The sequence below is a fragment of the Donghicola tyrosinivorans genome (assembly GCF_003003355.1).
Lineage (GTDB): Bacteria > Pseudomonadota > Alphaproteobacteria > Rhodobacterales > Rhodobacteraceae > Donghicola > Donghicola tyrosinivorans.
On record NZ_PVTQ01000010.1, the window covers coordinates 71,753 to 85,100 of the forward strand.

Sequence of the window (13,348 nt, forward strand, 5' to 3'; positions counted from 1 at the left end):
GGTGCGGGGCAGAGCCCCGCGAGCCTCGCCAAGCTACTCTTGATAGATATAGGTGCCGGGCGCGTCACATAAGGCTTTGCCCATAGCGGGGGGTGCGCCCTTACCCTCTGAATGTGCAGCCAGCCAGCCGGCGAACTCTGGCCACCACGATCCCTCAATCGGCGTGTGCTGCTCCAGCCATTCGTCCGGCCCTTGATAATGCTGATCCGCCACCCGCAGGCCAACGCGATAATGGCGGTGCTTGTGACCGGGCTCGCTCAGGATGCCGCCGTTGTGCCCGCCGTTCGTCAGCACAAAGGTCAACTCGTGATCGGTGAACAGCCGCGCTTTATAGACAGACCGCCAAGGCGCGATGTGGTCGGTCTCGGTGCCCACCACGAACATCGGGGCCGAGATGTCTTTTAGCGCGATCACTCGTCCCTCAACCGCAAAGCGCCCCGCCGTTAGGCGGTTTTCCAGAAACAGCCCCCGCAGATATTCCGAGTGCATCCGCGCCGGCATCCGTGTGGTGTCATTGTTCCACACCAGAATGTCCGAGGGCAGATCGTCCTTGCCTAGAAAATACCGGTTTACCGCGCGGGTGTAGATCAGATCCTCGGCGCGGATGGTGGCAAAGGTGCGGGTCATCTGGGGACGATCCAGATAGCCTTGGGTCCACATCAGATCCTCGATAAAGGCGATCTGGCTTTCATCCACGAACAGCAGCAATTCACCCGCTTCGGCAAAATCCACTTGGGCGGCCAACAGTGTCACGGTGGCCAGACGGTCATCCCCGTCCCGTGCCATGGTCGCGGCGGTGATCGACAGCAGCGTGCCGCCCAGACAATAGCCCATCGTGTGGATTTTCTGATCGGGAACGATGCCGCCAATGGCATCCAGCGCGGCCATCACCCCTTGGATGCGATAGTCCTCCAGACACATCTCGGCCTTATCCGCATCAGGGTTGCACCAAGAGATCATGAAAACCGTAAAGCCCTGATCCACCAGATATTTCACCATGGAATTATGGGCCGACAGATCAAGGATATAGTACTTCATGATCCATGCAGGCACGATCAGCAGCGGCTGCGCATGCACGTCCTTGGTGGTGGGGCTGTATTGGATCAGCTCGAACAGATCGTTGCGGTAGACCACCTTGCCTTCTGTGCAGGCCAGATCCTTGCCGATCTGGAACCCTTCGGGCGGGCGCTTGTGGGTCTGGGTCAAGGTCTGGACCATGTCTTCGGTGAAATGAGCTGCCCCTTCGATCAGGTTCACCCCGCCTGTGCGGGCGGTTTCCTGAATGATCTGCGGGTTCAGCCATGGAAAGTTCGAAGGCGAGATCAGATCAAGGGTCTGGCGCATCTGGAACCGCGTCCGCTCGGCATCGCTTTTGGAAAAGCCGGGCATGTCGTCCGTGGCCGCGTTCCACCAATCCTGCATGGCCAGAAAGCTTTGGGCGTATAGTGCAAAGGGCAGCTTGGCCCAACTTTGATCGGTAAACCGGTGATCATAGTCCGAGGGCTTGAAAGGCGCCTCACCCGCAGGGTTTTGGGCGAAACTCGCCAGCTTGCCCGCGTTCTGCGCCGCGTGTTCGGCCAGTTCCAACTGCCGACCAGGCGAGCGGGACAGATGCAGTGCCCAATCGCTCCATGCCGCAAAGATCGAATGGGGCGAGACCCCACCCGTCATCCGCGCCAAACTTGCCCGCGCAGCGCGGTCTAGCATCCGGTAAGGATGCTCTGGCCCTTCTGGGTCTTGCCCTGCACAGGGGGGTGTTTGGACCACCGCGGGCAGGTTGGATTTCAAGGGTACCACGGTGTCGTTAGCGGTGGTCGCGGTCTTCTTGGCCATCACGGGACATCCTTTAAAACAAGGCATCGGGCGCACCAAAGGCGCGGGTGTGTTCAAAGCATAACGCCGAATGCGCATTTGGTGGTTTGATCTACGTCATGAGTGCCCTGCGCCGTGAACACCCTTGCGTGATCGGATGAATTTCAGGCCCTCGGGGAGCACGATCAGCGGCAGTGCTGCCAAGGCGATCTGGCCCCATTGCTGCGGTCCGAGGCCAACCGTTTGCAACAGCGCTTGCAGCGGTCCCCAGTAAACGGCCAGCACCTGCATCGACAGGCTGAGAGAGAAGGCGATGATCAGGAACCGGTTCGACAGCCAGCCGATCCGGCTGCAGGGCTGTTGTAATGAGCGGAAGGCAAAGACGCTGACCTTTTCAAAGACCACCATGCCGGTAAAGGCCGTTGTCCGCGCCAGCTCCACGCCCAAGGGCAGAGTGTGATAGAAAAGCCAAAGACTAGCCGCGCCGGTATAAAGACCGAACGAGGCGATGGTCCGGAACCCCCGCCGGTTCAGCACGGGGGCATCGGGACGACGGGGCGGGCGCTCCATCTGGTTCTGCTCGGATTTTTCAACGCCCAAGGCCACGGCGGTCACGCCATCGGTGATCAGGTTCATCCATAGAATTTGGGTAGCCAGAAAGATTAGCGGCCCGCCAAGGGCGAGGTTTGCGACAATCGCCACCACTTCGCCCGCGTTCGAGGACATCAGGTACAGCACAAACTTGCGCAGGTTGTCGAACTGGCGGCGGCCTTCGCGGATGGCGGTGACGATGGTGGCGTAGTTGTCATCCAGCAGCACCAGATCGGCGGCGCTTTTCGACACATCCGTGCCGCGAATGCCCATCGCCACGCCGATATCGGCCCTTTTGAGGGCAGGGGCATCGTTCACCCCGTCGCCCGTCATCGCTACGATTTGTCCGCCTGCCTGAAGGGCGGCGACGATGCGCAGTTTATGCTCGGGGCGGGTGCGGGCGAAATGGGCGGGCTGGCGCAGGCGTTCTTGCAGGGCCGTATCGCTCATGTCGTCCAGATCGCGGCCTTCCAGCACGTCTCCGTCGTCAAAGCCGATCCGGTCCGCAATTGCCCGCGCTGTCAGGGGGCTATCGCCGGTAATCATAATGGTGCGGATGCCTGCGCTGCGGGCAGCCTTCAGGGCGCTGGCGATCTCGGGGCGGGGGGGATCGATCAGGCCCAAAAGGGCCAGGAAGGTCAGGCCGGTTTCCTCGGTATCCCCTTGCGCGGCGGTGCGGCAGGCCAGCGCCAGCACGCGCAGGCCGGTGCGGGCCATATCCCCGTAAGCCTTTGTCAGTCCGTCTTTATCGGCGGGCGTCATCGGGCGGGGCCCGCTGGCGGTCATGACCTCTGAGCAATGCTCCAGCACCGCCTCAGGTGCGCCTTTGACATGCAGAACCGCGCCATCACCTGTGCGGGCCAGAACGCTCATGCGTTTGCGGTCGCTGGTAAAGGGCACCTCGGCCAGACGGTCGTCTGCGGGGCAGGCGGGGGCCCAACCCTTATAGGCCAGCGTCACCAGCGCCCCCTCGGTAGGGGTGCCGATCATCTGCCAGCCGTCCCCCGCACGGGCCAATGAGGCGTGATTGCAGATCAGCGCAGTCTCAAGCACCTGCGCCAGCAGCGGATCGTCGCCCGCACGGCGCTTGTGTCCGTCTTGCGCGATGTGGCCGGTGGGATCATAGCCCGCGCCTGTCACCTCATAGAGGCCCTCTGCCGTGTGGACCTGCGTCACGGTCATCTGGTTCTCGGTCAGGGTGCCGGTTTTATCCGTGCAGATGACCGAAGCCGCGCCAAGGCTTTCAATCGCTTGCAGGCGGCGGGCCAGCGCCTTTTGCCGCGCCATTGCCGCCGCGCCCAAGGCCAAGGTGATGGTGGCAACCGCCGGCAGCCCTTCGGGCACCAATGCCACGGCCAAGGACAGCCCCGTCATGAACATGTCGAACACAGGCCGCCCGACCAAGATGCCCACCCCGATAACCAGCACAGCAATGCCGATGGCGGCCACGGCGATCTGCTCGGCCAGTTGCGCCAGCCGCTGTTGCAGGTTCGATTGCTTTTCCCCGACCGAGGCCGTCAGTTTCGCCACATGACCAAAGCTGGTGTCCGCCCCGATGGCGGTGACGCGCCCTTCGGCCCGTCCAGCGACCAGCGAGGTGCCTGCCAGCAGGCGCCCATCGTCGCCTTCGCCCAAAGGGGTTTTGGTCACGGGGACGGATTCGCCGGTCAGGGCGGCCTCATCCGCTTGGACACCTTCGCCGGTCAGTAGGTCCATATCCGCAGGGATCGCGTCACCCGTTTGCAGGATCACCACGTCATCGGGGACGATTTCGCGGGCAGGCAGGCGCATTTCCTGCCCGTCGCGCCGCACTACGGCCATCGGGGCCAGCATGGCTTTCAGGGCGCGCAGGGCGGTTTCGGCCCGCCATTCCTGTACGAACCCCAGCACAGCATTCAGCAAAAGCACCAGTCCGATGGCCAGCGCGTCAATAAGCTCGCCCAAGGCAAAGGCGATTACCGCCGCCAGCGCAAGGATCAGGATCAGCAGGCTTTTGAACTGGCGCAAAAAGACCGCAATGGGCGACGGTGGCTTGCCCTCGGGCAATTCGTTCCAGCCGTGGCGGGCGCGGGCCTCTTGTACTTGCTGAGTGGTCAGGCCGTCAGTCATTGCCTGTGTGCGGTCGGGCATGGAGAGGTGCCTTTTTGCTATCATTCAGCCGCATGTTATCGCGCCCTTGGCTCGGGCGGTTTGCGATGGGTCAAGGTCTCGCGCGATTGTGTTGTGGGGCGTGGGGTTACGGTCTTCTCGGCCAACCGCTCTTGAATTGACCAGCAATTGCCCGTTGAACTGGTAAGGCGCAAGGATCACGCGCGATTATAGGAGCGCTGGCTTGCTGACATTCGCCTTGGCCGTTTTCTTTTTGATCATCACTCCGGGACCGGGGGTGCTGTCTACCGCAGGGGTCGGGGCCAGTTTCGGCGGGCGTGCGGGGCTGCGCTATGTGTCGGGGCTGTTTGTGGGCACCAATTTGGTGGGGCTGACGGTGATCAGCGGGCTTGCGGCGCTGGTGCTGGCAGACCCGCGGCTGCGGGTGGTGCTGTTCACCCTGTCCTTCGGCTATCTGGCCTATCTGGCGTTCCGCATCGCCTTTGCCGGATCAAAGCTGGCATTCATCCAGCGGGCCAGCCCGCCTGGCCTGTCGGGGGGTATCCTGCTGCAAGTGATGAACCCCAAAGCCTATGCGGTGAACACCGCGCTTTACACCGGCTTTGGCTTTCTGCCTGACAGCTACTGGACCGAGGTGCTGGCCAAGTTTCTGATCATGAACATGATCTGGGTGCCGATCCATCTGCTGTGGCTGTGGGCGGGGATCAAGGTGCATCAGTTGAACCTTTCGCCCCGCGCCCATTCGATCATCAACAAGGCGATGGCCGCATCCATGCTGATCGTGGTGATTTTGGCCGCGTTAGAACTGGTCTGACCGCGCAGCGCTTTGGCTTCGGGCCTTTGGGTTTTGGCCGGATTGCGCTATGAGAGAGGCGGCCTTACGTCAAAGCTCTCTTGTGGGGCGCACGCCATTGGGGCATGAGGCCGCCAGCAGCCGATCACGGCCAGAAACCTATCAAGGTAAGAGATCATGGATTACAGCAAATCGGGCGGTGCCAGAATGGGCAGCAACAAGCCGCGCCATAAAGAGCATAACGCCAAGGGCACCGAAAAGAACCCCTATGGCAAGCAGCCTCCCAAGGCCGAGCTGCTGGCGCGGATGAAAGCCGCCGCCGAGAAGAACAAGAAAGACTAAGCCGTCTTGCGGGCGGCGCGTGATGCGCCGCCGGACTGTGCTATTGGTCCTTGCCCGTGAAAAGCAGGGATCAGTCACCGCCTGTCAGTTCGCTGATCAGCACCGCGCGCCCTTCGGTCATGGACCGTTGCGCCGCAATCCCCATGATCACCGCCCATTTCCCGTCCTGAAGCGAGACCTCGGGCGCGTCGCGCTGTCCGCGCACAAGTTCTACAAACCCCTGATGCTGGTAGAAGGTCGATCCATTGTGATCGCCCGCCTCAAGAATTGTGGGGTCAACGGGGATCTCGCGCACTTCCGGCCCTTTGGGATAGCGGGGCGAGACGATGACCTGCGGCGTAGGTGCCGCGCCCAGATGGGCAGGCCAGAAACGACCGGGGCCTGGGACCAGCGCCTCGATCTTGCCATTGGGGCCCACGGCCGAGATTTCTTCCTGATAGCGGGCGCCTTCGGCGAACATGCACAGCTCTAGCATGGCGCGGACACCGCTTTCGAATTCCACCATCACATAGCCGTGGTCGAAAATGTCGGGTGCCTCGCCGTCATAGCTTTCATGCAGATGGTTCGCTGCTTGGCCTCCCATTGCCATCACGCGCACGGGGTTCGATTGCAAAGCAAGGCGCATCAGGTCAAAGAAATGGCAGCACTTTTCAACGAATGTCCCGCCGGTGTAGCGGTTGAAGCGGTTCCACGCGCCGACTTTCGGCAGGAAGGGAAAGCGATGTTCGCGGATGGTCAGCATCTTGATGCCGCCTGTTACCGCCTCGGCCTCTTGCAGCAGTTTGGCAACGGGGGGCATGTAGCGGTATTCCATCGCCACCCAGACCGGCGCGGGATAGCTGGCGGCAAAGTCATTGATTGCGCTGGCATGATCGGGATCGGTGAATAGGGGTTTTTCCACCAGCACCGGCAAGGGCCGCTTGGCCGCGATCTGCTGAAGCTGCTCTACATGGCAGAAGTTGGGGCTGGCGATCAGCAGGCAGTCCAGATCGGGCACTTCCAACAGCGCCTCTAGGCTGTTCACAAGCAACGCATCGGGGGCAAACCTCAGGGCGATCGAGCGCATCTCGGCGTCAGGCTCATAGATCGCGCCGACAGTGGTGTTGTCCAGCAGGGCGATGTTGCGCAGGTGTTCCTGCCCCATCATGCCACAACCGATGACGCCATAGGTGATGGTACGGGTGCCGCAATCGGCCAGCGTGTCCGTGGTCATGGGTTCTCCTCCCTTGTTCTTAGATTAGGCGCTGTACGTAGAGCGCCTTGGACGTGTCGTACCAAGTGCGCGAAAATTCGACCGCCTGCGTGCCTTGGGCCCATGAGAGGCGCTCGATATAGGCGGTGGTGGTGCCAGCGGGTAGGGCAAATTCGGGCGGAGCCCACTCGGGCACCTGACCGATTCCCACCCGATCCTCGGCGCGGGTGATCCACAGTTGCAGGGTCTGTTTGTAGGTCAGATAAAGCGAATCCTGCACCTTGTCGCGCGGGATTTGACCGGCGTCCGCGTCCAGCCAGATTTCCTCAACTGCGATCACCACATCGTCCAGATAGCGCAGACGTCGAAAGCGCGTTCCGTGGTCCGAAGTGCCGTATTTCGGCTGCGCAGGGTCTTTAGGCAGGTGGTCTACGGACAGGATATCGGCGGTGGGCAGGCCGCCGCCACCCTCGGCCAGTTCAAGGCGGAACATGGAGTAGACGGACTGGGCCTGACCGCCCGCTTTGACATAGTTTCCCGACCCTTGGCGACGCTCTAGCAGGCCCTTTTCTTCCAGCTTTAACAGGGCTTTACGCAGGGTGCGCACAGTGGTGCCGTGGGCTTTGGCAAAGTCCCTTTCGGGCGGCAGTTTCTGGCCATCGATCAGGCGTCCCGCCGCGATATCGCGGATCACCAATTCGCAAATCTGCATGTAGATCGGCAGCGCGTCGGGGCGGTTCGCAGATTTCCTGCTTTTTTCCGGCATGTTTTCGCCTCCTCCGCGATCCCAGCTTCTGGAAAAAATTGATACACCATTGATCTACATCAAAGACAAAGCTATGCAAGTGGAAAGTTCGGAGGCTTTCTGGGGAGGAAATCATGACGGTCGTACCCGTAACATCTGCCGATCTCGATGCGGTCGAGGTGGCTTGGTTCTCGGCGCTTTGCTCGGATGATTATCAGTTCCTCGGGGTGCCGGATGGCGATCTTCGGTCGTCTTGGCAGCATTGTTCGGACATTGTGAAAACCGCCGAAGGGCAGGGCTTTGGCAACATCCTGTGCCCTTCGTCCTATCAGGTGGGGCAGGACACCCTAAGCTTTGTGGCAGGCTGCGCCCCGATCACCGAAAGCATCAACCTGCTGGCCGCTGTGCGCTGCGGCGAGATGCAGCCCATCATGCTGGCCCGCACCATCGCGACGCTGGATCACATGCTGCAGGGGCGGCTGACGGTGAACATCATCTCGTCCGATTTTCCGGGAGAGAAGGCGGATAGCTCTTTCCGCTATCAGCGGTCGCGCGAAGTGGTCGAGATCCTCAAGCAGGCGTGGACGCAGGACCAGATCACCTATCAGGGACAGGTCTATAATTTCGAAGGTCTGACCACCGATCCGGCCAAGCCCTACCAGAAAAACGGCCCGATGCTGTATTTCGGCGGCTATTCCCCCGATGCGCTGGACCTGTGCGGCCAGCATTGCGACGTCTACCTGATGTGGCCCGAGAAATCCGAGGATATCGCCGACCGCATGAAGGCCGCCAATGCCGCTGCCGAGAAATACGGGCGCACGCTGGACTATGGCTTTCGTAGCCATGTGATCGTGCGCGACACCGAGGCCGAGGCCAAAGAATACGCCCGCTACATCGCCAGCAAGCTGGATGATGACTACGGCAAAGCGATCCGTGAACGGGCGCTGGATGCGGGCAGTCTTGGGGTCAGCCATCAGGCCCGCAACCGCGAACTAGCCGACCTTGAAGGCTATATCGAGCCCAACCTCTGGACCGGCATCGGACGGGCGCGCTCTGGCTGCGGTGCGGCGATTGTCGGCTCGACCGATCAGGTGCTTTCCAAGCTGGAAGAGCTGCAAAACATGGGCATTCGCGCGTTCGTCCTGTCGGGCTATCCCCATATTGATGAGGCCGAGCACTTTGGCACCCGCGTGCTGCCCCAGATGAAAACCTGCCAGCTGAACAGGGTCTGGGACCGCGTGCCTGCGGCTCTGCCGCAGACGCCCCTTGGCGCAGGAGAGCGCCGCTGATGGAACGTGTTGCACTGACCGAAGACCTAAGCTTTTCCCGTCTGGTCTATGGGATGTGGCGGATCGGGGATGATCCCGACACCTCAGCGGCCCATGTCCGCGCCAAGATCGACGCCTGCCTTGATCAAGGCATCACAACACTGGATCAGGCGGATATCTATGGCGATTACACCGCCGAGGCTGTTTTGGGTCAGGCCCTGAAGGCTGATCCCGCACTGCGTCAGCGGCTGGAGATCGTCACCAAATGCGATATCGTCGCCCCTTGCGGCAAATACGCGGATGTGGCCTGCAAGCATTATGACACCTCGGCGGCGCATATTGCAGCCTCGGTGGAAAGCTCGCTGCGGGATTTGGGTACCGATTACATCGATCTTCTGTTGATCCATCGCCCCGATCCGCTGATGGACCATGACGAGACCGGCGGCGCTTTGGATGCGCTGATCAAGGCGGGCAAAATCCGCGCGGCGGGGGTCTCGAACTTTCGTCCGTGGGATGTGGAACTGCTGCAAAGCGCCATGACGAACCGACTGGTGACCAACCAGATCGAGGTATCCTTGGCGCGGATTGATCCCTTTACTGATGGCGATCTGGCCTTTCATCAGCGCCAGCGCGATGCGGTCATGGCGTGGTCGCCCTTGGGCGGTGGCAGTTTGATGACCTCTGACACGGCGCTGACCCGTCTGATGGATGGGATGGCTGCCGATAACGGCGTGGACCGTGCGGCGATTGCGGTGGCCTTCTTGCTGCGGCACCCCGCGAAAATCCTGCCGGTGCTGGGGACCAATTCACTTAGCCGGATCGCCAGCATTTCGGACGCCTGCAAGGTCAAGCTGACCCGCGTGCAGTGGTTCCAACTGTATGAGGCGGCCTTGGGCCGTGAGGTGGCATGATGCTGCAAAGTTTCGTGCCAGAGCCAAGCAATGGCCGCGCCCTGCGCGATGCCTTTGGTCTCTTTGCAACTGGCGTCACGATTGTCACCACCAGCGGGCCCGAGGGGTGCGTTGCGATCACGGCCAACAGTTTCTCATCGGTCTCGATGGACCCGCCTTTGGTCCTGTGGTCGCCTGCCCGCGCCTCGCGCCGCTATCCCCTGTTTGCAGGGGCCGAGCATTACGCGATCCACGTTCTGGCCGCTGATCAGCAGGATCTGGCGTGGGCAGTGGCCAAGGATGCGGGCGCTTTGCTGGGAACCCAACTGGATCAGAATGCCGAAGGGGTGCCGGTGCTGCCCGCCTGCCTTGCCCGTTTTGATTGTCGCCGCCACGCGGTTCATGAAGCGGGCGATCACGCGATCATTGTCGGCGAAGTGTTACAAGCTACGATGCAATATGGAGACCCGTTGGCTTTCTTTGGCGGGCGCGTTGCGAGGATCGATTTGAATTGACCACAGCAGTGCGCCTTTGGAGGAGGGCGCGTTGTTCAGTGGTGGGAGGAATGAATGGTGCTATTCGACGGGCTGCTTCGGCTGCTGTCAGGGATCAATGACCGTCTGTTGATGGTCGGTCGCGGGATCGGCATCTTTGCCGTTGCGGTGATGGTTGCGGTCACGCTGTTGCAGGTCTTCTGCCGCTATGTGTTGGGAAATGCCCTGCCGTGGCCCGATGAGGCCGCGCGGTTCTGCATGCTGTGGATGACCGGCCTGATGGCCCCCACCGCATTCCGCCGTGGCGGGTTCGTGGCGATTGACGTGCTGCCATCGATGATGCCGCGCCGCGTGGCCAGTTTGCTGAACCTTGTGCTGCTGATGGTCAGTCTGGCGGTGCTGGTTGTCGCTGTACAGATCGGCTGGAAAGAGGTCACGGGCCTTGGCGGGCGTTTTGCCTCGGCCTCTCTTTACATCCCGACGGCGCTGGATTTCAGCGCATGGTATCGGGTGCCGCGCAGCTGGATGATGGCCTCGATCTTTGTTGGGGTGGTTCTACTGATCCTTGTGAATATTGAACTGATCCTGCGCAACCTGTTCCAACTGACCTCTGACCGCGATCTGCCGCCCATCGATATGGGCCAGACCCAAGGGGCCGAATAAGATGCTGATCTGGTTCCTGCCCCTGTTTCTTGTGTTCCTGATGATCGGCTTGCCGGTCTTTTTCGGCCTACTGGCCGCGCCCGGTATTCTGCTGCTGCTGAACGGGCAAGAGCGTGACCTGACGCTGCTGTATCGCAATCTTTACAATGGCATGGACAGTTTCCCGCTGATGGCGATCCCGTTCTTCATGCTGGCGGGCGAGATTATGAACCGCGGCGGTATCACCCATCGGTTGGTCGAGTTCAGTCAGGCCTTCATGGGGCACCTTCGCGGCGGTCTGGCTCATGTGAATGTGCTGTCCTCGATGCTGTTTGCGGGGCTGTCGGGCTCGGCTGTGGCGGATACCTCGGCGCTGGGGTCCATGCTGATCCCCGCAATGGAGAAACAGGGCTACACCCGCAAGTTCGCCGCAGCGATCACTGCGGCCAGTTCGGTCATCGGGCCGATCATTCCGCCCTCGGGCATCATGATCATCTACGCCTATGTGATGGGTGAAAGCGTGGCCGCCTTGTTCTTGGCCGGTCTGGTGCCGGGTGTGATGGTGGGCGTTGGTCTGATGCTGCTGATCAAGGTCATGGCTGATCGCTACGATTTCCCCGTTGCCTCGCGCAAATACTCTTGGGGCGAGCGGGGGCAGGCCAGCCTGAAGGCCTTCTTTCCGCTAATGACCCCCGTCATCATCCTTGGCGGCATTCTGGGCGGCGTCTTCACCCCGACCGAGGCCGCAGCCGTCGCCGTGGCCTATGCGCTTATCATCAGCCTTTTCGTTCTGCGCAGCCTGCGGGTATCGGAACTGCCCGAAGTGCTTGGCAAGGCGGGGCTGACCTCGGCGGTGGTGCTGTTGCTGGTGGGTGCGGCCATGTCGTTCAAGACGGTGGTGTCCCTGTCGCACGCGCCGCAGATGATGGCCGATTACATCCTGACCCTGACCCAGAACCCGCTGATCCTGCTGTTCCTGATCAACCTGCTCTTGTTCGTCGTGGGCATGTTTCTGGACGCAGGCCCTGCGATCATCATCTTGGGGCCGATTCTGGGGCCGGTGTTCATTGGCATGGGCGTGGATTCCGTCCACTTCGCCATCATCATGTGTGTAAACCTGACCGTCGGCCTCGCAACGCCGCCCATGGGGCTGGTGCTGTTCGTGGCCTCTGCCGTGTCCGGTGAAAGGGTCACAACCATCGCAAAGGCCATTCTTCCATTCCTCGCGGTCGAGATCGTGGTGATCTTTCTGATCACCTATTTCCCCGCGCTGTCCATGACGATCCCCCGTTTGACGGGCTTCGCGAATTAAGACCAATCCAGAGTATTAGGGAGGATAATATGCTCGGGAAAGCCAAGACATTAGCGGCAACGCTACTGATGACGGCGGCACTTGCCGTCCCCGCAATGGCGCAGGACTATACCATCCGCGCCGTCGCCAACTCAAATGAAAACGATGAGGATTATGACGGCCTTGAGGTCTTTAAATCCTATGTCGAAAGCGCCTCGAACGGGGCCATCGCCGTTGAGATCTACATGGGCACGCAGCTGTGTTCCAACGGGGCCGAGTGTCTTCAGGGCGTGGCCGATGGCTCGATCGACGTCTATATCTCGACCTCGGGCGGCGCGGCGGGTCTGTTCCCCTATGTTCAGGTTCTGGACCTGCCTTACGTGATGCAGGATGACCGCATTGCGGAAATGGTCCTGTCGGGCGATTTCACCCGCACCATGCGTGATATGGCGCTGGAGGATTCCGGCGGCGCGATCCGTCTGATGACCATCGGTAACACCGGCGGCTGGCGCAACTTTGCCAACACCAAAAAGCGCGTGCAGGCCCCCGCCGATCTGGAAGGCATGAAGATGCGCACCGTGGTTGCCGACCTGCCGCAGGAACTGGTCCGCGCCTTGGGCGCTGCGCCCACCCCGATCCCGTGGCCCGAACTGTTCACCTCGCTGCAGACCGGCGTGGTCGAGGGCACCAAGAATGGTATCACCGACATCATGTCGATGAAGTTCCCCGAAGCGGGTCTGCAATATGTCACGCTGGACGGTCACGCCTACATGGGCGCTCTGTGGTGGATGTCGAACGAAAAGTTCATGGCCCTGCCCGAGGATGCCCGCCGCGTGGTGGTCGATGGCTTCTATGCGCTGCAACAGGCCACTTTTGCCTCGCCCAAGCGCAAGTCGATCCCTGCGTATAAGGACTTTGTCGCGGGTGGCGGTGATCTCTATGTGCCGACACCGGAAGAAAAGCAGGCCTTCGCCGATGCGGTTCAGCCCGTCTACGAATGGTTCGGTGCCAATGTGACCGGCGGCGAGAAAATCTTTGCCGCCCTGCAAACCGCCGTGGCCGAGGCCACTGCCGAACTGGAAGCAGATCGCGCCCGCGATATCCAGTAATTGCCCTAAGGCGCGCCGTCGTTGGGGTGGCGCGCCTTTCCCTTGGTCCGATCGCCCTCGCGGCGGCATC

The 13,348-nt window shown here is 61.2% G+C and carries 12 protein-coding genes; 8 read left to right on the forward strand and 4 right to left on the reverse strand.

Annotated elements, in window-relative coordinates:
• Positions 1 to 33: 33 nt before the first annotated feature.
• The gene (locus tag CLV74_RS14300) at positions 34 to 1,833 is read right to left on the reverse strand and encodes a PHA/PHB synthase family protein (protein WP_106266004.1); all 1,800 of its coding nucleotides are present in this window, start codon (positions 1,831 to 1,833) and stop codon (positions 34 to 36) included.
• A gap of 96 nt (positions 1,834 to 1,929) precedes the next feature.
• On the reverse strand, positions 1,930 to 4,533 hold the full coding sequence (locus CLV74_RS14305) for a cation-translocating P-type ATPase (RefSeq protein WP_106266006.1): 2,604 nt from the start codon (positions 4,531 to 4,533) through the stop codon (positions 1,930 to 1,932).
• A gap of 202 nt (positions 4,534 to 4,735) precedes the next feature.
• Between CLV74_RS14305 and CLV74_RS14310 the strand changes: the two genes are divergently transcribed.
• Together CLV74_RS14310 and CLV74_RS22855 are read left to right on the forward strand one after the other, a co-directional pair.
• A complete protein-coding gene (locus tag CLV74_RS14310; protein WP_106266008.1) occupies positions 4,736 to 5,326 on the forward strand; it encodes a LysE family translocator in 591 nt (196 codons plus the stop codon).
• 156 nt (positions 5,327 to 5,482) lie between these two features.
• On the forward strand, positions 5,483 to 5,647 hold the full coding sequence (locus CLV74_RS22855) for a hypothetical protein (RefSeq protein ID WP_170108069.1): 165 nt from the start codon (positions 5,483 to 5,485) through the stop codon (positions 5,645 to 5,647).
• A gap of 70 nt (positions 5,648 to 5,717) precedes the next feature.
• Here the strand turns inward: CLV74_RS22855 and CLV74_RS14315 are convergent, their stop codons facing one another.
• Together CLV74_RS14315 and CLV74_RS14320 are read right to left on the reverse strand one after the other, a co-directional pair.
• A complete protein-coding gene (locus tag CLV74_RS14315) occupies positions 5,718 to 6,860 on the reverse strand; it encodes a Gfo/Idh/MocA family protein (RefSeq protein ID WP_106266011.1) in 1,143 nt (380 codons plus the stop codon).
• 19 nt (positions 6,861 to 6,879) lie between these two features.
• Complete coding sequence (locus tag CLV74_RS14320; RefSeq protein ID WP_106266013.1) at positions 6,880 to 7,605, reverse strand: GntR family transcriptional regulator; 726 nt, start codon at positions 7,603 to 7,605, stop codon at positions 6,880 to 6,882.
• Positions 7,606 to 7,718: 113 nt separating this feature from the next.
• Here CLV74_RS14320 and CLV74_RS14325 point away from each other — a divergent pair, with 113 nt between their 5' ends.
• Genes CLV74_RS14325 through CLV74_RS14350 form a run of 6 tightly spaced genes read left to right on the forward strand, consistent with a single transcriptional unit; the run spans position 7,719 to position 13,278 of the window.
• Positions 7,719 to 8,873, forward strand: a complete 1,155-nt coding sequence (locus CLV74_RS14325; protein ID WP_106266016.1) for an LLM class flavin-dependent oxidoreductase — start codon at positions 7,719 to 7,721, stop codon at positions 8,871 to 8,873.
• Positions 8,873 to 9,763: an aldo/keto reductase gene (locus CLV74_RS14330; RefSeq protein ID WP_106266018.1), complete on the forward strand. Its 891-nt coding sequence runs from the start codon at positions 8,873 to 8,875 to the stop codon at positions 9,761 to 9,763. The genes CLV74_RS14325 and CLV74_RS14330 overlap by 1 nt, the downstream gene beginning before the upstream one ends.
• A complete protein-coding gene (locus CLV74_RS14335; protein WP_425430982.1) occupies positions 9,760 to 10,257 on the forward strand; it encodes a flavin reductase family protein in 498 nt (165 codons plus the stop codon). Before CLV74_RS14330 ends, CLV74_RS14335 begins: the two co-directional genes overlap by 4 nt.
• 54 nt (positions 10,258 to 10,311) lie before the next feature.
• Positions 10,312 to 10,899 carry a TRAP transporter small permease gene (locus CLV74_RS14340; RefSeq protein WP_106266022.1) on the forward strand — a complete coding sequence of 196 codons (588 nt, stop codon included), beginning with the start codon at positions 10,312 to 10,314 and terminating at the stop codon, positions 10,897 to 10,899.
• 1 nt (position 10,900) lies between these two features.
• The gene (locus CLV74_RS14345) at positions 10,901 to 12,190 is read left to right on the forward strand and encodes a TRAP transporter large permease (RefSeq protein ID WP_106266025.1); all 1,290 of its coding nucleotides are present in this window, start codon (positions 10,901 to 10,903) and stop codon (positions 12,188 to 12,190) included.
• Positions 12,191 to 12,219: 29 nt separating this feature from the next.
• Positions 12,220 to 13,278, forward strand: coding sequence for a TRAP transporter substrate-binding protein (locus CLV74_RS14350; RefSeq protein ID WP_106266028.1), 1,059 nt, complete (start codon positions 12,220 to 12,222; stop codon positions 13,276 to 13,278).
• Positions 13,279 to 13,348: the final 70 nt, after the last annotated feature.

Coding starts and splice junctions, on each gene's coding strand:
- CLV74_RS14300 (WP_106266004.1), bottom strand. CDS start 1,833: ATGGCCAAGAAGACCGCGACCACCGCTAACGACACCGTGGTACCCTTG.
- CLV74_RS14305 (WP_106266006.1), bottom strand. CDS start 4,533: ATGCCCGACCGCACACAGGCAATGACTGACGGCCTGACCACTCAGCAA.
- CLV74_RS22855 (WP_170108069.1), top strand. CDS start 5,483: ATGGATTACAGCAAATCGGGCGGTGCCAGAATGGGCAGCAACAAGCCG.
- CLV74_RS14315 (WP_106266011.1), bottom strand. CDS start 6,860: ATGACCACGGACACGCTGGCCGATTGCGGCACCCGTACCATCACCTAT.
- CLV74_RS14320 (WP_106266013.1), bottom strand. CDS start 7,605: ATGCCGGAAAAAAGCAGGAAATCTGCGAACCGCCCCGACGCGCTGCCG.
- CLV74_RS14325 (WP_106266016.1), top strand. CDS start 7,719: ATGACGGTCGTACCCGTAACATCTGCCGATCTCGATGCGGTCGAGGTG.
- CLV74_RS14330 (WP_106266018.1), top strand. CDS start 8,873: ATGGAACGTGTTGCACTGACCGAAGACCTAAGCTTTTCCCGTCTGGTC.
- CLV74_RS14335 (WP_425430982.1), top strand. CDS start 9,760: ATGATGCTGCAAAGTTTCGTGCCAGAGCCAAGCAATGGCCGCGCCCTG.
- CLV74_RS14340 (WP_106266022.1), top strand. CDS start 10,312: ATGGTGCTATTCGACGGGCTGCTTCGGCTGCTGTCAGGGATCAATGAC.
- CLV74_RS14345 (WP_106266025.1), top strand. CDS start 10,901: ATGCTGATCTGGTTCCTGCCCCTGTTTCTTGTGTTCCTGATGATCGGC.
- CLV74_RS14350 (WP_106266028.1), top strand. CDS start 12,220: ATGCTCGGGAAAGCCAAGACATTAGCGGCAACGCTACTGATGACGGCG.